This is a genomic window from Burkholderia sp. GW821-FHT14F03, assembly GCF_058803765.1.
In genome coordinates, this window is the sequence record NZ_JBXAPG010000056.1 from 1 (window position 1) to 18,976 (window position 18,976).

General features: G+C 67.7%; 21 protein-coding genes. 10 read left to right on the forward strand and 11 right to left on the reverse strand.

All coding sequences use genetic code 11. From position 1 onward, the window contains the following. Positions 1–231: 231 nt before the first annotated feature. The 3 genes from AC1RQF_RS28540 to AC1RQF_RS28550 all read right to left on the reverse strand — a co-directional run bounded on the left by AC1RQF_RS28540 (position 232) and on the right by AC1RQF_RS28550 (position 3,143). Positions 232–1,188: a hypothetical protein gene (locus AC1RQF_RS28540; protein WP_492873468.1), complete on the reverse strand. Its 957-nt coding sequence runs from the start codon at positions 1,186–1,188 to the stop codon at positions 232–234. 2 nt (positions 1,189–1,190) lie between these two features. Continuing rightward, positions 1,191–1,469 (reverse strand): hypothetical protein, encoded by a 279-nt coding sequence (locus tag AC1RQF_RS28545; RefSeq protein WP_492873469.1) that lies wholly within the window; start codon positions 1,467–1,469, stop codon positions 1,191–1,193. Positions 1,470–2,249: 780 nt separating this feature from the next. After that, positions 2,250–3,143, reverse strand: a complete 894-nt coding sequence (locus tag AC1RQF_RS28550; RefSeq protein WP_492873470.1) for a LysR family transcriptional regulator — start codon at positions 3,141–3,143, stop codon at positions 2,250–2,252. Positions 3,144–3,260: 117 nt separating this feature from the next. On the opposite strand from AC1RQF_RS28550, the gene AC1RQF_RS28555 reads away from it, so the two are divergent. The 4 genes from AC1RQF_RS28555 to AC1RQF_RS28570 all read left to right on the forward strand — a co-directional run bounded on the left by AC1RQF_RS28555 (position 3,261) and on the right by AC1RQF_RS28570 (position 7,206). Beyond that, a complete protein-coding gene (locus tag AC1RQF_RS28555; protein WP_492873471.1) occupies positions 3,261–4,406 on the forward strand; it encodes a TDT family transporter in 1,146 nt (381 codons plus the stop codon). Between the two features lie 92 nt (positions 4,407–4,498). Next, the gene (locus AC1RQF_RS28560) at positions 4,499–5,497 is read left to right on the forward strand and encodes a malate dehydrogenase (RefSeq protein ID WP_492873472.1); all 999 of its coding nucleotides are present in this window, start codon (positions 4,499–4,501) and stop codon (positions 5,495–5,497) included. Positions 5,498–5,539: 42 nt separating this feature from the next. Continuing rightward, positions 5,540–6,784 (forward strand): molybdopterin-dependent oxidoreductase, encoded by a 1,245-nt coding sequence (locus AC1RQF_RS28565; protein ID WP_492873473.1) that lies wholly within the window; start codon positions 5,540–5,542, stop codon positions 6,782–6,784. Positions 6,785–6,798: 14 nt separating this feature from the next. Then, the gene (locus AC1RQF_RS28570) at positions 6,799–7,206 is read left to right on the forward strand and encodes a c-type cytochrome (RefSeq protein WP_273997072.1); all 408 of its coding nucleotides are present in this window, start codon (positions 6,799–6,801) and stop codon (positions 7,204–7,206) included. 160 nt (positions 7,207–7,366) lie between these two features. Here AC1RQF_RS28570 and AC1RQF_RS28575 read toward each other — a convergent pair whose 3' ends face one another. Then, positions 7,367–7,984: a LysE/ArgO family amino acid transporter gene (locus AC1RQF_RS28575; RefSeq protein WP_273997071.1), complete on the reverse strand. Its 618-nt coding sequence runs from the start codon at positions 7,982–7,984 to the stop codon at positions 7,367–7,369. A gap of 107 nt (positions 7,985–8,091) precedes the next feature. Between AC1RQF_RS28575 and AC1RQF_RS28580 the strand changes: the two genes are divergently transcribed. Then, a complete protein-coding gene (locus tag AC1RQF_RS28580) occupies positions 8,092–8,985 on the forward strand; it encodes a LysR family transcriptional regulator ArgP (RefSeq protein WP_273997070.1) in 894 nt (297 codons plus the stop codon). 33 nt (positions 8,986–9,018) lie between these two features. On the opposite strand, the gene fnr is transcribed toward AC1RQF_RS28580, so the two are convergent. After that, a complete protein-coding gene (gene fnr / locus AC1RQF_RS28585) occupies positions 9,019–9,768 on the reverse strand; it encodes a fumarate/nitrate reduction transcriptional regulator Fnr (protein WP_273998272.1) in 750 nt (249 codons plus the stop codon). 136 nt (positions 9,769–9,904) lie between these two features. Further along, on the reverse strand, positions 9,905–10,372 hold the full coding sequence (locus tag AC1RQF_RS28590) for a universal stress protein (protein ID WP_273997069.1): 468 nt from the start codon (positions 10,370–10,372) through the stop codon (positions 9,905–9,907). Between the two features lie 203 nt (positions 10,373–10,575). Between AC1RQF_RS28590 and AC1RQF_RS28595 the strand changes: the two genes are divergently transcribed. Then, the gene (locus tag AC1RQF_RS28595; protein ID WP_273997068.1) at positions 10,576–11,514 is read left to right on the forward strand and encodes an SMP-30/gluconolactonase/LRE family protein; all 939 of its coding nucleotides are present in this window, start codon (positions 10,576–10,578) and stop codon (positions 11,512–11,514) included. A gap of 14 nt (positions 11,515–11,528) precedes the next feature. On the opposite strand, the gene AC1RQF_RS28600 is transcribed toward AC1RQF_RS28595, so the two are convergent. After that, on the reverse strand, positions 11,529–12,131 hold the full coding sequence (locus tag AC1RQF_RS28600) for a short chain dehydrogenase (RefSeq protein WP_273997067.1): 603 nt from the start codon (positions 12,129–12,131) through the stop codon (positions 11,529–11,531). Positions 12,132–12,256: 125 nt separating this feature from the next. Then, positions 12,257–12,649, reverse strand: a complete 393-nt coding sequence (locus AC1RQF_RS28605) for a DUF3005 domain-containing protein (protein WP_273997066.1) — start codon at positions 12,647–12,649, stop codon at positions 12,257–12,259. A gap of 281 nt (positions 12,650–12,930) precedes the next feature. On the opposite strand from AC1RQF_RS28605, the gene AC1RQF_RS28610 reads away from it, so the two are divergent. Next, on the forward strand, positions 12,931–13,167 hold the full coding sequence (locus AC1RQF_RS28610) for an HlyU family transcriptional regulator (RefSeq protein WP_252984314.1): 237 nt from the start codon (positions 12,931–12,933) through the stop codon (positions 13,165–13,167). Positions 13,168–13,274: 107 nt separating this feature from the next. After that, the gene (gene epsC / locus AC1RQF_RS28615; RefSeq protein WP_273997065.1) at positions 13,275–14,198 is read left to right on the forward strand and encodes a serine O-acetyltransferase EpsC; all 924 of its coding nucleotides are present in this window, start codon (positions 13,275–13,277) and stop codon (positions 14,196–14,198) included. A gap of 116 nt (positions 14,199–14,314) precedes the next feature. On the opposite strand, the gene AC1RQF_RS28620 is transcribed toward epsC, so the two are convergent. The 3 genes from AC1RQF_RS28620 to AC1RQF_RS28630 all read right to left on the reverse strand — a co-directional run bounded on the left by AC1RQF_RS28620 (position 14,315) and on the right by AC1RQF_RS28630 (position 16,794). Continuing rightward, the gene (locus AC1RQF_RS28620; RefSeq protein WP_492873474.1) at positions 14,315–15,118 is read right to left on the reverse strand and encodes an SDR family oxidoreductase; all 804 of its coding nucleotides are present in this window, start codon (positions 15,116–15,118) and stop codon (positions 14,315–14,317) included. After that, positions 15,119–15,787, reverse strand: coding sequence for a GTP cyclohydrolase I FolE (gene folE, locus AC1RQF_RS28625; RefSeq protein WP_273997063.1), 669 nt, complete (start codon positions 15,785–15,787; stop codon positions 15,119–15,121). 83 nt (positions 15,788–15,870) lie between these two features. Next, complete coding sequence (locus AC1RQF_RS28630) at positions 15,871–16,794, reverse strand: LysR family transcriptional regulator (protein WP_273997062.1); 924 nt, start codon at positions 16,792–16,794, stop codon at positions 15,871–15,873. Positions 16,795–16,909: 115 nt separating this feature from the next. On the opposite strand from AC1RQF_RS28630, the gene pobA reads away from it, so the two are divergent. Then, a complete protein-coding gene (pobA, locus tag AC1RQF_RS28635) occupies positions 16,910–18,133 on the forward strand; it encodes a 4-hydroxybenzoate 3-monooxygenase (protein ID WP_492873475.1) in 1,224 nt (407 codons plus the stop codon). A gap of 122 nt (positions 18,134–18,255) precedes the next feature. Further along, complete coding sequence (locus AC1RQF_RS28640) at positions 18,256–18,969, forward strand: 3-oxoacid CoA-transferase subunit A (protein WP_492873476.1); 714 nt, start codon at positions 18,256–18,258, stop codon at positions 18,967–18,969. The last annotated feature ends 7 nt before the right edge of the window (positions 18,970–18,976 follow it).

The following is an 18,976-nucleotide window of genomic DNA, read 5'->3' on the forward strand; positions in this document are numbered from 1 at the left end:
CCTGAAGGCTGCGAAAATGCGGCACGGGATCTGCTCCCGCCGACGCTGAGTTACGTGTTTCCACACAGCCTCGACCCAAAACTGCCTTTGGGACCTGGAGAAAGCAGCCCATTAACGTCGGAGATGAGTGGCGGACAGTAGGTGGGCGAAGCCCGCCGATAAGACGTCCGCGTCGATCGACCTGATACGTAGAGCAGGGCACGGTTGTCGCGCAGTCTCTCATCAGACGGATCATGCTACTGGTGCGCGAAACGACAATCCGAACTCTTTTTCGTAGATAGCCCGCAGGTAGTTTGAGACTGTCCTCGTTTGCTCTGCAAGAAGAATGTCAAGGTCAGATGGTCTCCCCTCGTGCAGCAATTCACTTCTCAAACCGTACGCGTGATCGAGACTCTTCCAAGCGTTTAGATCGTCGGGGAACCATCGGCGGCAATGCCTTTTCAAAGCTTGTCGTACCGATTCACGCTTCAGTTGAAGCAACCTTCCTTTCAGAGAATCCTTGAGATCTTCCGGGATGCTTGCGTTCGTAGAAAGCTCAATAGCTAGCGAATCAACGACGTCCGACACCTCGGACCCAAGAGTATCCTGGACTGCAAGCGGCTCGAGTGCCGATACGGTCATCACAAACCGGGCACGGTCGTTTGACTCCAATGCGGCTGATGCAAAGAGCTCTACCGATAGCAATAGCCTTCGATTCCGCAGTGGCGTCTTAATCGCCGTCCAGAGTTCAGAAAGCACCACGTCTTGCGGCCAGCTGGTGTACCCAGTGGCAAAACCGAACATGCCTGCGGAAAGTGTTCTATCAAAGACCGTCGGCGGCTCATGAGACATGTAGCTAAGGCGCAGACCGAAATCCAAGCTGACCGCACACAGCAACAGCGCTTGCGCCATCTGCATTCCCGCCGCCTCCGCGTAGCTTGCAGTGGGAAAACCTTCAACCGTCAGGTCGTAGGACTTGCCACCTTCAACTTCGAAGTCGAATGCATCGTCGGGCTGAATGGTTGCCACTGATCCATCAGGCAGAAGCAGCGTAACTCTCTCAAGCTCTCCAATGTAAGCTGCGCGCCGAACTTGAAACGTGAGCCGCACACCGTACTTTCGTCGATGATCCTTCGCGAGGACCAGTTCCCGCTCAAGAGCCGGTGATTTTCGCGACATCGCAACCCCTCCCCCAGAAGTAGCACGCATCACTAGTCATTGATCGTATGAGTCCAGCGAGGCACACCCGCTTTAGAGAGATATTCGACCAGCTTCCTGTCGCCAAAGAACTTGATCCGTCCGGCCTCTTGGAAAGCCAGTGCGGATTGGTCAATTTTCTGACCCGCGGCTCTTGCCTTAGCTGTCAACCGCGCGAGTACATCTGAATTGGCAGAATCGGTTCCGCTGGTTGAGCGGGCCTCAAAAACAGCAAAATCGATCCAACCACCTGAGGTGGATCGCTCGCGCAAGTGTGCATAGTTGATTTTCATCGTGTTGTCCGGTCCAAGTTACAGCCTTACGCAGCCCGTGAACTATGCTGTGTAAAAAACCACAACATTAATATTTCATGAAATCAGTATTACACCTCTGCCACCGTTGCGCTCGGTCAAGGTCTTGGACCAATTATGTGCGCGCCTCCGGTACTAACGCTACAGCTTAAGGACAGAGCGGGCATATGTCTATTGGGTGGGTTCTTTTATTCGCTTTCACGAACTGGCGCACTGCAGCACATGGGCATTAACTTACCGCTATCGGGTGGTAAGCAAAATTGACCGCTTGGGGCCGCGCGCCGTTTCATGCAAGAAGCATACGTAACCTGAATCGCACGAGTCTGTGATCGGCTGCGTGCCACGCGTCAGCCTTTCAACCATCCGACCGACCCAATTCGAGAATGAACACGCCGAAGGTGCCTACTGCTGCCAAGATGGCAAGAGCGCGTTCAAATGACCCAAAGTGACTAGCTTCTGAGTAACTACTTTCTTGCCGTCCCAATACAATTCGCCAGTTTCCGTGTCGACCCCAATGAATGACGTCCCATCAATGGATATGGCGCGCACACCATCAGGCCACTCCGGCGGCCGATCGGCCGAATACATAGTTTTGCGCAAGCTTCGCCAATCAGTGTTCATGAGCACCCCACGTGGTTGATGGTGATCGATTGTCAACCATCCAGCCCGGGTTGTTGAACGCCTCAAAGTGGCCGAACTGCGCCAGCCAATCTGACGCCGCCTATTTGATCTAGCCCAACCTTTTACGCATGACGCGCGCGCTCAACCCGCCGCGACCTGTTCAGCGACAAGCAGATCGCGAAAAATCCGCGCGCCCGGTGTGAGCGCGCTGTCACGCCGCCAGATGACCGTGAGGTCACGCTCGATCGTCAGGTCCGCGACCGGCAGCGGCACGAGCGCGCCCGTCTGCAGTTCCCGCTCGACCGTGAGCCGCGACACCCACGCAAATGCACCGCCGCGCACCAGCAGGCGATTCATCGCCTCCGCGCTGCCCACCGACAGACGCGGCGAGAACGTGAGCCCGTGCCGCGCGAACGCGGCCTCGACCGCGTTGCGCGTACCCGAGCCCGGCTCACGCGACAGCACATCATGGCGGGCGAGTTCGTCGACAGTGATCCTGCGCTTGCGCGCGAGCGGATGGGCGGGGGCCGCGACCGGCATCAGCGTGTCGCGGCCGAGCCGGGTCGAATCGAACGCCTCGGCGTCGAACGGCCCTTCGACGAAGCCGAGCTGGCGGTCGTAGGTCAGCAGCGCGGCCTCGACGTGCTCCGTGTTCATCTCCTCGACGTCGACCGTGATCCCGGGATACTGCCGGCAGAACGCATCGAGCGCGGCCGGCAGCAGATAGCTGCCGATGGTCCGGCTTGCCGCGAGCTTCAGGTGGCCGCGCACCAGCCCCGAGAATTCATCGAGCATCGCCTCGGCCTCATCCGACAGCGAGAAGATCCGCGCCGCGTAGTGCGCGAGCAGGCGGCCTGCTTCGGTGGGGCTCATGCCGCGCGGCCGCCGGTCGAACAGCGTGACGCCAAGGCGTTCCTCCAGCTCGCGGATCTCGCGCGTGAGCGCCGGCTGGCTGACATGCAGGCGCGCCGACGCGCCCGTGACGCTGCCCGCCTCCGCCACGGCGAGGAAGGCGGCGAGGTGCGTGAAGTTCATGGCGCGGACGATCCATATAGAAAAGATATGGATCGTATGTTGTTTATGTATTTTTAATATGTCAAGCGCGGCGCTATCGTGTCCTTCATGGATAGCCGATAGCCGATGGAGGCCGCGATGTTCGATCCCGTATCAAGTGCGCCGTGCGCGCCCGCCCAGTCGCTGAGCGACAAGATCAGGCAGTTCACCCCCAATTGGTTCGCGATGACGATGGGCAACGGCATCGTGTCGCTGGTGCTGGCCGCGCTGCCGTTCCGCTTTCCCGGCCAGCAGGCGCTGGCCGCGACGCTGTGGTCCGTCAACGTCGTGCTGTACGCGCTGTGCGCGGCGATGCTGCTCGCGCGCCTGCTGCGCCACCCGGAGACGATTCGGCCGATGCTGCATCACCCGTTGCAGTCGATGTTCCTCGGCGCGATCCCGATGGGCCTCGTGCCGATCATCAACGGCTGCGTGCTGTTCGCCGCGCCGCGCGTCGGCCCGGTGGCCTACGACGTCGCGGCCGCGCTGTGGTGCCTCGATGCGGCGCTCGCCGTCGCCGTGGCGGTGCTCGTGCCGTACCTGATGTTCACGGCCCAGAGCCATGCGTTCGAGCGCGTGAGCGCGGTGCTGCTGCTGCCGCTCGTCGCGCCGGAAGTGGCGGCGTCGAGCGGCGCCGTGATCGCGCCGCACCTGCCGGCCGCCTTCGCGCGCGGCGTGGTCGGCGTCAGCTATGCGATGTGGGCGATTTCTCTGTCGCTGGCGTTCGCGGTGCTGACCCTCGTGTTCTTCCGTCTCGTCGTCCACAAGCTGCCGCATCGCGATCTCGCGCCGTCGAGCTGGCTCACGCTCGGCCCGATCGGCACCGGCGCGCTGGGCATCCTCGCGCTCGGCAAGGTCGCGCCCGTCGTGTTCCAGGGCAGCGCGTTCGCCCCGCTCGGCGCGCTCGCGGATTCGCTCGGGCTCGTCTGCGCGCTGCTGCTCTGGAGCGCGGGCGTCTGGTGGTTCGCGATCGCCGCGCTGTTCACGCTGCGCTACCGCAAGGAGGGCATGTCGTTCAACCTCGGCTGGTGGGGCTTCACGTTCCCGCTCGGCGTCTATACGGCCGCCACGCTCGGCCTGTATCGGGCCACCGGGCTGACCGCGTTCGCCGTGCTCGGCACCGTGTTCGCCGCGCTGCTGTTCGGCTTCTGGAGCCTCGTCGCCACCCGGACGCTGCGCGGCGTGCTGCAAGGGCGACTGTTCCAGGCGCCGTGCCTGAATGCCCCCGCCGCCGCGCAGGCGTGAACCGGCCGCGCGCCTTCATCCGCTCCCCACCGTTTCCTACCGCCCGGCCGCGATCGCGTCGCGCGCCCGGCTCACCGACCCAGGAGTTCAAGATGCATGCACCTCAGGTTCCCGCGAAACACGTCGCCGTCACGGGCGCGGCCGGGCAGATCGCCTATTCGCTGTTGTTCCGGATCGCGCGCGGCGATCTCTACGGTCCCGGGCAGCCGGTCGTCCTGCAACTGCTCGACCTGCCGCAGGCAAGCGCGGCGCTGCAGGGCGTCATGATGGAGCTGGAAGACTGCGCGTTCCCGCTGCTGCGTCACATGGAAGCGACGAGCGATCCGCGCGCCGCGTTCCGCGCCGCGGATTGCGCGTTCCTGATCGGCGCGAAGCCGAGAGGGCGCGGCATGGAGCGGCGCGACCTGCTCGACGCGAACGCGGCGATCTTCCGCGCGCAGGGCGAGGCGCTGAACGCGGTCGCGCGGCGCGACGCGAAGGTGCTGGTGGTCGGCAATCCGGCGAACACGAATGCGGCGATCGTGCGCCGCTGCGCGCCCGATCTGCCGGACGACGCGATCAGCGCGATGATCCGGCTCGACCACAACCGCGCGGCGTCGATGCTCGCGCGGCGGTGCGACGCGCCGGTCGACGCGATCGAGCATCTGATCGTCTGGGGCAATCATTCGCCGACGATGTTCGCCGACTATCGTTACGCGCGCATCGGCGATGCGTTCGTGAAAGACCTGATCGACGACGAGCGCTGGTATCGCGAACACTTCATCCCGTGCGTCGCCGCGCGCGGCACGGCGGTGATCGAGGCGCGCGGCGCATCGTCGGCGGCCTCGGCCGCGAACGCGGCGCTCGATCAGATGCGCGACTGGCTGCACGGCAGCGATGGGCGCTGGGTGTCGATGAGCATACCGTCCGACGGCAGTCATGGCGTGCCGCCCGGGCTCATGTTCGGCGTGCCGGTGATCTGCGAGGGCGGCGGCTATCGCCGTGTGGCGGACCTCGCACTCGATGCGTTCGCGCGCGCGTGCATCGCGCGCTCGGTGCGAGAATTGCAGGAAGAAGCGGAGGCCGTGTCGCGCTTGTTCGCGAGCGCGTGACGATCGGCCGGATCGTTGCATGAACAACCACCAGGAGCCGTGATGCCGAAGCGTCGTTCTCCGTTGTTCTCCCATGCCGACCGGCGTGGATTCCTGACCCGCGCCCTCGGGCTCGGCCTCGCCGGCGCGGCGGGCGCCGATGCGTGGGGCGCGGTCGGGCGCATGGTCGAGCTGCCGTTCGGCAACGGCCGCCGCGCGGTCGCCACGGACTTCCCGCAGAAGGGCGCGCTGATCCTGCAGCGCACGCGTCCGCCGCTGCTGGAGACGCCGTTCGAGGTGTTCGATCGACACCTGTTCACGCCGAACGACGCGTTCTACGTGCGCTGGCACATGGCCAACATCCCGACCCGGATCGACCCGGCGGCGTTCCGGCTGGCCGTGCACGGACATGTCGAGCGGCCGCTCACGCTGACGCTCGACACGCTCGTGCGCGACTTCGAGCCGGTCGAGGTGGCGGCGGTCAACCAGTGCTCGGGCAATTCGCGCGGCTACTACGCGCCGCGCGTGCCGGGCGCGCAGTGGGCGCATGGCGCGATGGGCAACGCGCGCTGGACGGGCGTGCGCCTCAAGGACGTGCTCGAACGGGCCGGAGTGCGCGCGGGCGCGCTGCGGGTGCGGATGAACGGCCTGGAGACGCCGATCATGCCGGACACGCCGGCGTTCAAGAAGTCGCTCGCGATCGAGCATGCGCTGGACGGCGAGGCCGTCATCGCGTACCTGATGAACGGCGAACCGCTGCCGCTGCTGAACGGTTTTCCGCTGCGGCTCGTGGTGCCCGGCTGGTATGCGACCTACTGGGTCAAGATGCTGAGCGACATCGAGGTGCTGGACCGGCCCGACGACAACTACTGGACCGCGCGCGCCTACCTGATTCCCGATACGCCGGGCGCGAACGTCCGGCCCGGGCAGACCGGCGTGCGGATGGTCCCGATCAACCGGATGGTGCCGCGCTCGTTCATCACGAATCCGCCCGATGGTGCGCGGCTCGCGCGCGGCGCGTCGGCCGAGGTGCGCGGCATCGCGTTCGGGGGCGACTGCGGTGTCGCGGGCGTGCGGGTGTCGCCCGACGGCGGGCGGACTTGGCTCGATGCATCGCTCGACCGCGACTACGGGCGGTACAGCTTCCGTCGCTGGCGGCTCGCGCTCACGCCGCCCGCGGCGGGGCCGCTCGTGCTGATGGTGCGGGCGACCAATACGGCGGGCGTCGCGCAGCCGCTGCAATCGAACTGGAACGGTTCGGGTTTCATGCGCAACGGTGTCGAATCCGTTGCGCTGCACGTGATCTGATCGGGGAGACCGGCATGAAGCATCGAGCACTGTGTTGGCTGCTGATCGTGGGCGTGGCGGGCGTCGCGGGCGTGGTCGCGTTCCGCGCGTGGCTGCCGGACGGGCGTGTCGGCGCGCGGCGCGAGCCTGCGCGCGCCGTGGCGTTCTCGGTCGTGGATGTGAGCCTGCCGGTGAGCCGTGAGGTGTTTCCGCCCGGGCCCGGCGCGGAGATCGCCAACGGGCAATGCCTGATCTGTCATTCGGCCGGCATGGTGATGCGCCAGCCGCCGCTGACGCTGCGGGAATGGACGGCGATCAACAACAAGATGCGGGTGGCCTACGGTGCGCCGCTGCCGGCCGAGCAGGTCGATACGCTCGCGCAGTACCTGTATCGGATCAACGGCCGCGCGGAAGGGGCGGCTCGGGCCGAGCCGGCGCATTGACGTGAGCGATGGGCGGTGCGGACGGGTGGCGCGCGATCAGTTGCGGAGCGAACGCGGCATGTCGCGTGCAATGCGGCTCAGTCGCGCGCGCGGTTCTGTGCATGCTGCGCCGATCCACTGCCTCGCGGCGACGCGGCGCACGGCCGCGCGCATGTGCTCCTCACCGCAGCTGCACGGCCGCGAGGAACAGCACCATGCCGCCGATCGCGCCGTCGAGCACGCGCCACGCGCCGGCGCGGCGGAACAGCGGCGCGAGCAGCCGCGCGCCATAGCCGAGCCCGGTGAACCAGACCAGGCTGACCGCCATCGCGCCGATCGCGAACGCGAGCCGCGCGCCTTCCGGTTCGCGCGCGCCGGCCGTGCCGATCAGCAGGAAGGTGTCGAGATACACGTGCGGATTGAGCCAGGTGAACGCGAGCGTCATCATGACCACCGGCAGCGCGCCTTGCGGCGCGGCCTGGGGTGCGCCGTTCATGTCGAGCGTCGCGTGATTTGGCCGCAGCGCGCGGCGCAATGCATTGAGGCCGAACCACGCGAGATAGGCGAGGCCGACGTACAGCACCGCATGGATGAAGGTCGGGTAACGCTCGACCAGCACCGCCGCGCCGCCGACGCCCGCGCCGATCAGGATCATGTCCGACAGCGCGCACAGCAGCACGATCTTGCCGACGTGCGCACGCATGATGCCCTGCCGCAGCACGAAGGCGTTCTGCGCGCCGATGGTGACGATGAGCGAGCCGCACAGCGCCGCGCCGTGGGAAAAGGCGATCCAGTTCATGATGTTCCGGGGGAAGAAGACGGGGAAAACGACACTCAGGCGCCTAGTCTGCGTTTTCCGGCAGAATAAGAGAAGCTAAATTGCCTAATGCTGATTAAGGAAATCTAATGCTGGACTATGCCTTGCTCGATGCGCTGGCCGCCGTGATCCGCCAGGGTTCGTTCGAACGGGCGGCGAGGGAGCTGAATGTATCGCCGTCCGCGGTGTCGCAGCGCGTGAAGCTGCTCGAGGAGCGCGTGGGCAGCGTGCTCGTGAAGCGAGGCCAACCCTGCGTCGCGACGCCTTCGGGCGCGCTGCTGTGCCGTCACACGGAACGGGTGCAGATGCTGGAGGCCGAGTTGTCCGGCCGCATGCCCGCGCTGCCCGGCGCGCTCGCCGGCCGCTGGCCGAGCTTGCGGGTCGCGGTCAACGACGACAGCGTCGCGACCTGGTTCATCGACGCGATGGGGCCGTTCTGCACGGAGAGCGGCACGCTGCTCGATCTCGTGATCGACGACCAGGACTACACGGCGGAGCGGATTCGCGACGGCAGCGTGCAGGGCGCGGTGACCGCGCAGGCGGAGCCGATCCAGGGCTGCCGCTCGACCCGGCTCGGCCGGATCCGCTATCGCGCGGTCTGTTCGCCCGCGTTTCACGCGCGCTATTTCGCCGATGGCGTGACGCGCGATGCGCTGCAACGCGCGCCGTGCGTGATGTTCAATCCGAAGGACGGTTTGCAGAGGCGTTTCATGCGGCGCGTGACGCGCGCGGAACTGGATCCGCCCCGGCACTGGATTCCGCACGTGGCGGGTTATCTGCGCGCCTGCGAGACGGGCCTGGGCTGGGGCATGTGCCCGGATCGCATGACCGAGCGGCAATTTGCGGCGGGGGAACTGGTCGACCTGTCGGCCGGGCGCACGGTCGACATCGAGCTGTACTGGCAGAGCTGGCGCCTGTCGATCGGCTGGCTCGACGATTTCGGCGCTGCGCTCAAGGCGCGCGCCGCGCAGTTTCTCGATTGACGGGGGCGCGGCGGGCGTGCCGCGCGGCGCGCATCACAGGTGATGCAGGCCCTCGAAATCGACGATCCGCACCATGCGCCCCTGCATCTCGATCAGGCCGCGCTTCTGGAACTTCGACAGCGTGCGGCTGACCGTTTCGAGTGTCATGCCGAGGTAGCTGCCGATATCCTCGCGCGTCATGCGCAGGTTGAACTCGGTCGCGGAGTAGCCGCGCTTCAGGTAGCGCGACGAGATGTCGAGCAGGAAGGCCGCGACGCGCTCCTCCGCGTTCAGCGAGCCGAGCAGCATCGTCTGCGAGGTCTCGCGCACGATCTGTTCGCTCATCAGCTTGTGCATGCGCAGCTGCATCGTGCCGGCCTCCGAGCAGAGCGACTTGAGCGCGCTGTACGGGATCACGCAGACGGAGCTGTCCTCGAGCGCGACGGCGGTGCGCGGATGCGCGTCTTCGCAGATGCCGTCGAGGCCGAGCGCCTCGCCGGCGAGATGCAGGCCGGTGACCTGCTCGCGGCCGTCATGGCGCGTCGCGACCGTCTTCAGCGAACCGGAGCGCACCGCGTAGAGATTGTCGAATGCATCGCCCTCGCGGAACAGCGCTTCGCCGCGCCGCACCGGGCGCGCCGCGCAGATCACCGCTTCGAGGCGCGTCAGCGCATCGGGCGCGAGGCCCTGCGGCATGCACAGATGCCGCATCGAGCAGGTCGAGCAGTGCGTGGCCTGCCGCGGCGCCCAGCTGCCGGCGGCATGGATGGAAACGGGGGAGCGGGCGGCGAGGGGCGTGAGCATGATGGTGGTGGACTCGGGCTTGAATTCGACGAAACCATTGTCCCACCGCAAGCCGGGGCCGTTCAGCGACAAAACGCCGCGATGCGATGCCCGGCTTGCTTGCCGCGCGTCAGGGACGCGCGGCGCGAACGCTTGTTCAGCTTTCCTGAGCGTCCGGATGCGCGGCCGACGGAATCAGCAGGACGGGCAGCGCGGCCTGCCGCACGCATTGCTCGGCGACGCTGCCGAGCACGAGCCGCTTGAAGCCGCGGCGGCCATGCGTGCCGAGCACGAGCAGGTCGGCCTCGAATGCCTTCACGGCGTCGAGGATCAGCGAGGATACGTCCGCGAGCGACGTCGCCTCGTCGACCTTCATCTCGCCCTTCACGCCGGCCGCGCGCATCTGCGCGGTGAACGTCTCCGCGAGATCGCGGCCTTGCGCGATCAGCTGGGTGCGCAGCACGGACGGGTCGTAGCCCGGCACGTTGTAGTAGATCGAGGCGTTTTCGACGATGTAGTGCGGCTGCAGCTCGGCGCCCGCGGACTTGGCGAGCGCGAGCGCCGCCTCGAACGCGTGCCGCGCGGTGTCGCTGCCGTCGACTGCAACCAGGATGCGCTTGTACATGATGTCTCCGTGATGGGATGGACAAGGTGCCGGCGACCGCGCCGGCCGGGTAGGTGGGCGGTTCCCGGGCAGGGTAACTGATTGCGGCCGCGCGCGCAGCGAGCCAGATCAAGGGCGCGGCGATCGGCGGGCGGGCTTGCTACCATGACGGGCGATCGGCGCGCGACCTACCCGCGCCGGCCCCTTGCCACGGAGTGAGTGCGATGAACGAACCCAGCCGCCGCTATCCCGATCCGGCCATCCGGATCCTCGATCCGCGTTTCGAGGCGCTGCGCCACGCGGCCGCCTCGGTCGAATGCCTGTACCAGGGCGCGCGCTGGTCCGAGGGGCCGGTGTGGTTCGGCGATGGGCGTTTCCTGCTGTGGAGCGACATCCCGAACAACCGGATCCTGCGCTGGGACGAGCCGAGCGGCGCGGTGAGCGTGTTCCGGCAGCCGTCGGACAACGCGAACGGCAACACGCGCGACCGGATGGGCCGCCTCGTGACCTGCGAGCACCTGACGCGGCGCGTGACGCGCACCGAGTACGACGGCACGGTGACCGTGCTGGCGGATCGCTTCGAGGGCCGACGCTTCAATTCGCCGAACGACGTGGTCGTCAAATCCGACGGATCGATCTGGTTCACGGATCCATCGTTCGGCATCGAGAGTTTCTATGAAGGCGAGCGCCAGGCTGCCGAGATGCCTGAGCGGGTCTACCGGATCGATCCGCGCGACGGCGCGGTCACGATGGTGCTCGACGATGCGCGCGGCCCGAACGGGCTCGCGTTCTCGCCGGACGAGACCACCTTGTACGTGGTCGAGTCGCGCGCGCGGCCGCGCACGATCCGCGCTTACGCGGTGACGGACGACGGCCGCGCGGTGCGCGACGGGCGCGGCCTGATCGACGCCGGCGCGGGCACGCCGGACGGCTTTCGCGTCGACGTGCACGGCAATCTGTGGTGCGGCTGGGGCATGGGCAGCGACGAACTCGACGGGGTGCGCGTGTTCGCGCCCGACGGCGCGGCGCTCGGCCATATCGCGCTGCCGGAGCGCTGCGCGAATGTCTGCTTCGGCGGCCGTCATCGCAATCGTCTGTTCATGGCGGCGAGCCACGGCCTGTACGCGCTCTATGTGAACACGCAGGGGCTGGCGGGCGGCTGACGCCGCGCCGCGCGTCAGTACCCGACGCGGAACAGCCGGCCCGTTTCCGCGCCTTCCGCGCTGCGGCTGTACGCGAGCGCGGCGCGGCCGACCGGAATCGCCTCGTGGCCGCGGAACAGCGCGCCGTACGCATCGAGCGATTCCTCGAACACGGTCGGGCTCACCAGGTTGATTCGCAGTCCGCGCGGCAGCTCGACCGCGGCGTTGCGCACGAAGCCCGCGAGCGCGCCGTTGACGGCGGCCGCGTTCGAGCCGCCCCGGAACGGCGCATCGCCGATGACGCCGCTCGTCAGCGTGAACGAACCGCCCGCGTTCAGCAGGTGCTGGCCGGCGAGCACCAGGTTGACCTGGCCGAGCAGCTTGTCCGCGAGCCCGACCGCGAACTGCGCGCTGGCGGTCTCGCCGAGCGGGCCGAAGTGCACCGAGCCGGTCGCGGCGATCACGGCGTCGACCGGTCCGACCGCGTGGTACATGCGCTGCACGCTGTCGATGTCCTTGAGGTCGACCCGCACGTCGCCGTGCGAGCGGCCGGCCGCGACGATCTCGTGGCGGGGTTTCAGTTCGTTGACGATGGCGCTGCCCAGCGTGCCGGAGGCGCCGACGATCAGGATCTTCATGCTGGATTCCGAAACGGAGAATGACCGCCGATTGTCGCGATGCAGCGGCGCGCGAACAAGCCGCCCGCATGATCAGGTGTCGAAACCCAGGGTTTCGAATCGCCCCGCAAGGGGGCGCGCCGGCGTCAGCGCGGGATCGGCGCGAACTCGAACACGCGTTCGGCGCGCACGGGCCGGACCGGGCAGTGCGCGCGCCCGCGGGGCCGGACCCACGCGTCGGGATCGAAGCGGCCGCGCGGTTCGGCCGCGAAGCCTTTGTCGATCACCATGTAGCCGGCGCGCGGCGCGCATTGCGGATGATTGCCGCCGATCCGGCTGTCGTAGCCGGCGAAGCCGTCGGGCGTTTCGGGCATGGCGTTGTCGAGCGAGGCGTTGCTGGTGGCGATCTGGTCGGGCGGCAGCGTGCCGTTCGCGAGGCGCGCGGCGTCGCGCTGCTTGCCGTCGGTGTCGACGGTGCTGTCGTGGGTGGCGTCGTTGTCCAGTTCGACGCTGCGCGGATGCGGCAGGGGCGCGGACATGGTGTTCTTCCTGGCGGCGGGAGCAGCCCGGATCACAGCAAGACCCGTTCCGGGGACCACGGGAAAAGGCGAGCGGGCGGCCGCCGCGGCCGCGCCGGGACCTTCGGGTTCGGGAGGATTTATTTCAACTAGAAGCCCCGATTTCTACAGAGTATGATTCCTTTCCAGCGAGGCCGCACGAACCCGTGCCGGGCGTGCGTCCCGGCCCGCATCGGGCGCCGCAGCACCCCTGACGGACGGGTAGTGAAGAAGAAGTGAAGGGACTAGAGGTGGGCGGACTCATGCACATGACGACTACGGCATTCACGCATCGCGGTTATCTGCTCAACTGCACGCCGGCGCGCGCCGGCGACGGCTCGTTCCAGCCTTATGTGGTGATCTCCCGATCGAGCGACGGCGAGCTGGTCGCCAATCGTTTTTTTCCATCCGACCTGCACTTCAGCAACGAAGACGCCGCGATCGCCCACGCGCGCGATTGGGCGGTGCGATGGATCGACGCGAGCAGCATCACGATCTAGCACGACGAATCGCGACCGTCGCTCGCGCGGAAAAAACGCGGTAATCTTGCGGACCCGTCACTTTTTTTCCGCGGCCGTGCGTCGTGTGTGGCCGTATGTTCCTGTCTATGCCGAAATCAGCTGTTCGAAACTGGGGCCTCGATCAGATCGTGGCCGCATTGCGCGAATCGCGCGAGACCCTGCATCGCACGCGTCACCCGCTCGGCATCCGCGAGCTGCCGTCGCGCGATGCGATCTGCAAGATCGTCAACGGCCTGCGCGCCTCGCTGTTCCCGACGCACTACGGCGCGCCGGACCTGACGGACGAAAGCGTCGATTTTTACGTCGGCCATACGCTTGAAAGCACCCTGCGCATCCTGTCCGAGCAGATCCGCCGCGCGCTGCCGTTCCTGCCCGAGCATGCGGATACGCCGGGCGCCGAGCTGGAGACGCGCGCGTTCGAGATCGCGCGCGAATTCGGCACGCAGCTGCCCGACATCCGCGCGCTGCTCGTGAGCGACATCCAGGCCGCCTACGCGGGCGATCCGGCCGCGCAGCACGTCACCGAGATCCTGCTGTGCTATCCGGGCGTGTTCGCGATGATGCATCACCGGCTCGCACATGCGCTGCATCTGCTCGGCGTGCCGCTCCTCGCGCGTTTCATCAATGAAATCGCGCACTCGGCGACCGGCATCGACATCCACCCGGGCGCGCGGATCGGCCCGAGCTTCTTCATCGACCACGGCACCGGCGTGGTGATCGGCGAGACGGCGATCATCGGCGAGCGGGTGCGCGTCTACCAGGCGGTCACGCTCGGCGCGAAGAGCTTCCCGGCCGACGGCGACGGCGCGCTCGTGAAGGGCAATGCGCGGCATCCGATCGTCGAGGACGACGTGGTGATCTATGCGGGCGCGACGATCCTCGGCCGCGTGACGATCGGGCGCGGCTCGGTGATCGGCGGCAACGTGTGGCTCACGCACAGCGTGCCGCCGGGCAGCAACGTCGCGCAGGGCAAGATCCGCGAGGGCGGCGGCCCGGTCGACAAGGGCTGAATCGAAGGGGCGGGCCGGGCCCGCCGAGAGGCGGCCGGCGCGCGGCGGGGATGCCGCGCGCCGGCCGCCTTGTCATGTCGCGGTGCAAGATCCGCGCATGCCGCGCGGCGCGCCGGCTAGCGCCGGCCGCCCGGCGAGCGATGCTTGTAGAGCACGTCCTGGTCGACGCGGATCAGGTTCTGGCCCGCATCGACCACGAAATCGACGCCGTTGTACGCGGGCTCCGTCAGCAGCAGGATCGCATCGCCGACATCGTCGGGCCCGGCAATCCGCCCGAGCGGCGTCGCGGCGCGGCTCGCATGCTCGAAATCGGCCTGGGTCTGGTCGTCGCTCGGCAGCATCAGGCCCGGAAACACCGCGTTCACGCGCAGCACCGGCGCCGCCGACAGCGCGAGCATCTGCGTCAGGTTGCCGAGCGCCGCCTTCGCGACCGTGTAGCTGAAGTGGTCGCGGTGGAAGTTCTCCTTGATCTTCTGGTCGACCACGTTGATCACCACGCCCTGCGTGCCCGCCGCCTGCGCGCGCGCATGGTAGGCGCGCGTGAGCAGGAGCGGCGCGCGGCAGTTGACCGCCCACGCGGCGTCGAGCGCCGCGAGGTCGAAGCTCGGGAAATGATCCTGCCAGAACACCGACGCGTTGTTGACCAGCACGTCGAGCCGCCCGAAGCGCGCATAGACCGCATCGACGAGCGCCGTGACCGCGTCCGCCCGGGCGAGGTCCGCCTGCAGCGCGACGGCCTCGATGCCTTGCGCGCCGAGCGCGTCGACGGCTTGGCGCGCGGCCTGTTCCGAACGATCGTAGTGCAGCGCGACGCGGTAGCCGCGCGCGCCGAAGCGGCGCGCGAATGCGAGGCCGGCGCGTCGCGCGGCGCCGGTGACGAGGACGACGGGCGCGCCCGTCGGGATAGTGCGGGACGACATTTACGTATTCGTCAGGTTGACGGCCGAGGGGTTGGACACGATCGACAGGAACTCGCGGCGCGTGGCCGGATCGGTGCGGAACGTGCCGAGCATCCGCGACGTGACCATCTCGACGCCGGGCTTGTGGATGCCGCGCGTCGAGATGCACTGGTGCGCCGCTTCGAGGATCACGCCGACGCCCTTCGGCTGCAGCACGTCGAACAGCGTGTCGGCGATCTGCACGGTCATCTTTTCCTGGATCTGCAGGCGCTTCGCGAACGCATCGACGAGCCGCGCGAGCTTCGAGATGCCGACCACGCGGTGATTCGGCAGGTAGGCGACGTGCGCGCGCCCGATGATCGGCACCATGTGGTGCTCGCAGTAGCTCTCGAAGCGGATGTCCTTCAGCACGATCATTTCGTCGTAGCCGTCGACCTCGCTGAAGGTGCGCGCGAGGATGTCGCGCGGCTCGAGCGCGTAGCCCGCGAAGAATTCCTCGTAGGCGCGCACGACGCGCGCCGGCGTATCGAGCAGTCCTTCACGTGCGGGATCGTCGCCGGCCCAGCGCAGCAGCACGCGTACGGCCGCCTCGGCCTCCTCGCGGCTCGGCCGCGCGGGGACGGCGCTCGCGCGCGACGCCTTGCGGGGGGATTTGCCGGCCGCCGCGCGGGGCGCCTTCTCTTTGACCATGCCTGAACTCCTGTCTAGCGGGCCGCGCCACGCGGCCGATCGGGCATTGTTTCATGCTTTCGTCGCACGCGCCCGGTGGGCGGTCATTTCGGCCATTCGTCGAGCGCGTCGTTGAACAGCCCGGCGACCACGCCGCGCAGCCAGCCGACGCGCGCGTCGTTGTGGAACTTGCGGTGCCAGTGCTGGCGCAGATCGAAGCGCGGCAGCGCCAGCGGCGGCTCGACCAGCATGATCGACGCATGCTCGGCCGCGTAGGCGTAGCCGATCGCGTGCGGCACGGTCGCGATCAGGTCGGTGCGCCCGAGGATGAACGGCAGGCTCATGAAGTGCGGCGTCTCCAGCACCGCGCGCCGGCGCAGCCGCGCTTTCGCGAGGTGGCGTTCGAGCACCTCCTGGCTGCGGCCGTCCGCGCGCACCACCGCGTGGCCGCAGGCGAGGAACTGTTCGAGCGTCAGCGCGTGCGCGGCGAGCGGATGGCCGCGTCGCATCAGGCAGATGAACCGATGCGTGAACAGACGCTGCTGGAAGAAATTGCCGCCGTCGAGATCGGGGAAATAGCCGACCGCGAGATCGACGTCGCCGCTTTCGAGGCCGCGTTCGACCTCCGCGTGCGGCAGCGACACCGAGCGCAGGTTCGCGTGCGGCGCTTGTTGCGCGAGCGCCTGCAGCAGGCGCGGCAGGAACACGATCTCGCCGACGTCCGACAGCGCGAGCGTGAAGGTGTCGCGGCTCGCCGCCGGATCGAAGCTCGGCGGCGCGACCACGCCGCGCTCGATCTGCGCGAGCGCGGCGCGCGCGGCGGGCAGCAGCGCGAGCGCGCGCGGCGTCGGCTCCATGCCGTGCGAGGTGCGCACGAACAGCGGGTCGCCGAAGTACGCGCGCAGCTTGCCGAGCGCGCTGCTCACGCGCGGCTGGCTCACGCCGAGCAGCTCGCCCGCGCGGCTCACGTTGCGGGCCTCGTCGAGCGCCACCAGGTAGGGAATCAGGTTCAGATCGAGTTCGGGCATGGCCGGACCACTATTCGGAATCGAGATACAAGTTATCGCTTAAATCGCGTTGTCGCATAGTCGGGAAAGCGCTGACAATCGATTCGACTATTCGAATCAACGTTGGAGACACCTCATGCGCACCCAGGTCGCCATCATCGGCGCCGGTCCGTCCGGCTTGCTGCTTTCCCATCTGCTGCACCTGCAAGGCATCGATTCGGTGCTGGTCGAGGCCCGCTCGCGCACCTACTGCGAGAACCGGATCCGCGCCGGCGTGCTGGAGCAGGGTACGGTCGACACGCTGAACGAAGCGGGGCTCGGTGCGCGGATGCGGCGCGAAGGGCTCGTGCACCGCGGCGTCGAGCTGCTGTTCGACGGCGCGCGACACCGCATCGACCTCGCCGCGCTGACGGGCGGCCGCGCGATCACCGTCTACAGCCAGCACGAAGTGGTGCGCGACCTGATCGCGGCGGGCGAAGAACACGGCCACGCGATGCATTTCGAGGTCACGGACGTCGCGCTGCACGACGTGACGGACGCGCATCCCCATGTGACCTTCACCGATGCGCAGGGCCGCGCGATGCGGCTCGATTGCGACTACATCGCCGGCTGCGACGGCTTCCACGGCGTCGCGCGCCAGACCATCCCGGCCGAGCGGCTGCGAACCTTCGAGCGGGTCTATCCGTATGCGTGGCTCGGGATCCTCGCGGACGCGCCGCCGTCGCTCGACGAGCTGGTGTACGCGCATCATGCGCGCGGCTTCGCGCTGTTCTCGATGCGCTCGCCGAGCGTCACGCGGCTTTACCTGCAATGCCGTCCCGACGAGGTGCTCGACGCGTGGCCCGACGCGCGGATCTGGGACGAGCTGCGCACGCGCTTCGCCAACGACAGCGGCTGGCTGCCGGCCGAGGGGCGCATCACGCAGAAGAGCGTGACGCCGATGCGCAGCTTCGTGTCGGAAACGATGCAGTACGGACGCCTGTTCCTCGCGGGCGACGCCGCGCACATCGTGCCGCCGACCGGCGCGAAGGGCATGAATCTCGCGGTGGCCGACGTGCGCGCGCTGGCGCGCGCGCTCGGGGCGCGTTATCGCGACGGCGACGAGGCGGCGCTCGACGCCTATACGGCGACCTGTCTCGACCGCGTGTGGCGGGCCGAGCACTTCTCGTACTTCATGACCAACATGCTGCATCCGAGCGCGGACGACACGCCGTTCGTCAACCGGCTCAAGCTGGCCGAGCTGCGCTACGTGACGCGCTCGCGCGCGGCCGCGCAATCGCTCGCGGAGAACTACGTCGGCCTGCCGTTCGACGATACCTGGTCCGCCCGCCTTGACAAGGCGGAGCACGCGACTCTATGATCGCCTCAACGTTCGCTAATCGAATCTGAGTTCGAATATCGAACATTTCGAGAGTGCGCCCGTCGCGGCGCGTTCGTTCGACGAGCCGCGCGCCGGTGCGCGGATGCGTATCAGGAACCCACATGGTCAACAAGATTTTCGAGTCTCTCCAGGCGGCGGTGGCCGACGTGCACGACGGCGCGACGATCATGATCGGCGGCTTCGGCACGGCGGGCATGCCGGCCGAGCTGATCGACGCGCTGATCGCGCAGGGCGCGCGCGACCTGACGATCGTCAACAACAACGCCGGCAACGGCGAGACGGGCCTCGCGGCGCTGCTGAAGGCGAAGCGGGTGCGCAAGATCATCTGCTCGTTCCCGCGCCAGACCGATTCGCAGGTGTTCGATGCGCTGTACCGCGCGGGCGAGATCGAACTGGAGCTGGTGCCGCAGGGCAACCTGGCGGAACGGATCCGCGCGGCGGGTGCGGGGATCGGCGGCTTCTTCTCGCCGACCGGCTACGGCACGAAGCTCGCCGAGGGGCGGGAAACCCGCGTGATCGATGGCAAGCCCTACGTATTCGAAGCGCCGATCCACGCCGATTTCGCGCTCGTGAAGGCGTACCGGGGCGACCGCTGGGGCAACCTCGTGTATCGCAAGACCGCGCGCAACTTCGGCCCGGTGATGGCGAGCGCCGCGAAGACGACCATCGCCCAGGTGTCGGCGGTGGTGCCGCTCGGCGGCCTCGATCCGGAACAGGTCGTCACGCCCGGCATCTTCGTCAAGCGGGTCGTCGAGGTGCCGCAGGCCGCGCATGCGGCCGAACTGGCCGCGCAACGCGCGGCGCATGCCGCCTGAGCCGGCG

What these genes read in the sequence shown, in the direction of transcription:
- AC1RQF_RS28540 (WP_492873468.1), bottom strand. Translation starts at nt 1,188, where the DNA reads ATGCGTGCTACTTCTGGGGGAGGGGTTGCGATGTCGCGAAAATCACCG.
- AC1RQF_RS28545 (WP_492873469.1), bottom strand. Translation starts at nt 1,469, where the DNA reads ATGAAAATCAACTATGCACACTTGCGCGAGCGATCCACCTCAGGTGGT.
- AC1RQF_RS28550 (WP_492873470.1), bottom strand. Translation starts at nt 3,143, where the DNA reads ATGAACTTCACGCACCTCGCCGCCTTCCTCGCCGTGGCGGAGGCGGGC.
- AC1RQF_RS28555 (WP_492873471.1), top strand. Translation starts at nt 3,261, where the DNA reads ATGTTCGATCCCGTATCAAGTGCGCCGTGCGCGCCCGCCCAGTCGCTG.
- AC1RQF_RS28560 (WP_492873472.1), top strand. Translation starts at nt 4,499, where the DNA reads ATGCATGCACCTCAGGTTCCCGCGAAACACGTCGCCGTCACGGGCGCG.
- AC1RQF_RS28565 (WP_492873473.1), top strand. Translation starts at nt 5,540, where the DNA reads ATGCCGAAGCGTCGTTCTCCGTTGTTCTCCCATGCCGACCGGCGTGGA.
- AC1RQF_RS28570 (WP_273997072.1), top strand. Translation starts at nt 6,799, where the DNA reads ATGAAGCATCGAGCACTGTGTTGGCTGCTGATCGTGGGCGTGGCGGGC.
- AC1RQF_RS28575 (WP_273997071.1), bottom strand. Translation starts at nt 7,984, where the DNA reads ATGAACTGGATCGCCTTTTCCCACGGCGCGGCGCTGTGCGGCTCGCTC.
- AC1RQF_RS28580 (WP_273997070.1), top strand. Translation starts at nt 8,092, where the DNA reads ATGCTGGACTATGCCTTGCTCGATGCGCTGGCCGCCGTGATCCGCCAG.
- fnr (WP_273998272.1), bottom strand. Translation starts at nt 9,768, where the DNA reads ATGCTCACGCCCCTCGCCGCCCGCTCCCCCGTTTCCATCCATGCCGCC.
- AC1RQF_RS28590 (WP_273997069.1), bottom strand. Translation starts at nt 10,372, where the DNA reads ATGTACAAGCGCATCCTGGTTGCAGTCGACGGCAGCGACACCGCGCGG.
- AC1RQF_RS28595 (WP_273997068.1), top strand. Translation starts at nt 10,576, where the DNA reads ATGAACGAACCCAGCCGCCGCTATCCCGATCCGGCCATCCGGATCCTC.
- AC1RQF_RS28600 (WP_273997067.1), bottom strand. Translation starts at nt 12,131, where the DNA reads ATGAAGATCCTGATCGTCGGCGCCTCCGGCACGCTGGGCAGCGCCATC.
- AC1RQF_RS28605 (WP_273997066.1), bottom strand. Translation starts at nt 12,649, where the DNA reads ATGTCCGCGCCCCTGCCGCATCCGCGCAGCGTCGAACTGGACAACGAC.
- AC1RQF_RS28610 (WP_252984314.1), top strand. Translation starts at nt 12,931, where the DNA reads ATGCACATGACGACTACGGCATTCACGCATCGCGGTTATCTGCTCAAC.
- epsC (WP_273997065.1), top strand. Translation starts at nt 13,275, where the DNA reads ATGCCGAAATCAGCTGTTCGAAACTGGGGCCTCGATCAGATCGTGGCC.
- AC1RQF_RS28620 (WP_492873474.1), bottom strand. Translation starts at nt 15,118, where the DNA reads ATGTCGTCCCGCACTATCCCGACGGGCGCGCCCGTCGTCCTCGTCACC.
- folE (WP_273997063.1), bottom strand. Translation starts at nt 15,787, where the DNA reads ATGGTCAAAGAGAAGGCGCCCCGCGCGGCGGCCGGCAAATCCCCCCGC.
- AC1RQF_RS28630 (WP_273997062.1), bottom strand. Translation starts at nt 16,794, where the DNA reads ATGCCCGAACTCGATCTGAACCTGATTCCCTACCTGGTGGCGCTCGAC.
- pobA (WP_492873475.1), top strand. Translation starts at nt 16,910, where the DNA reads ATGCGCACCCAGGTCGCCATCATCGGCGCCGGTCCGTCCGGCTTGCTG.
- AC1RQF_RS28640 (WP_492873476.1), top strand. Translation starts at nt 18,256, where the DNA reads ATGGTCAACAAGATTTTCGAGTCTCTCCAGGCGGCGGTGGCCGACGTG.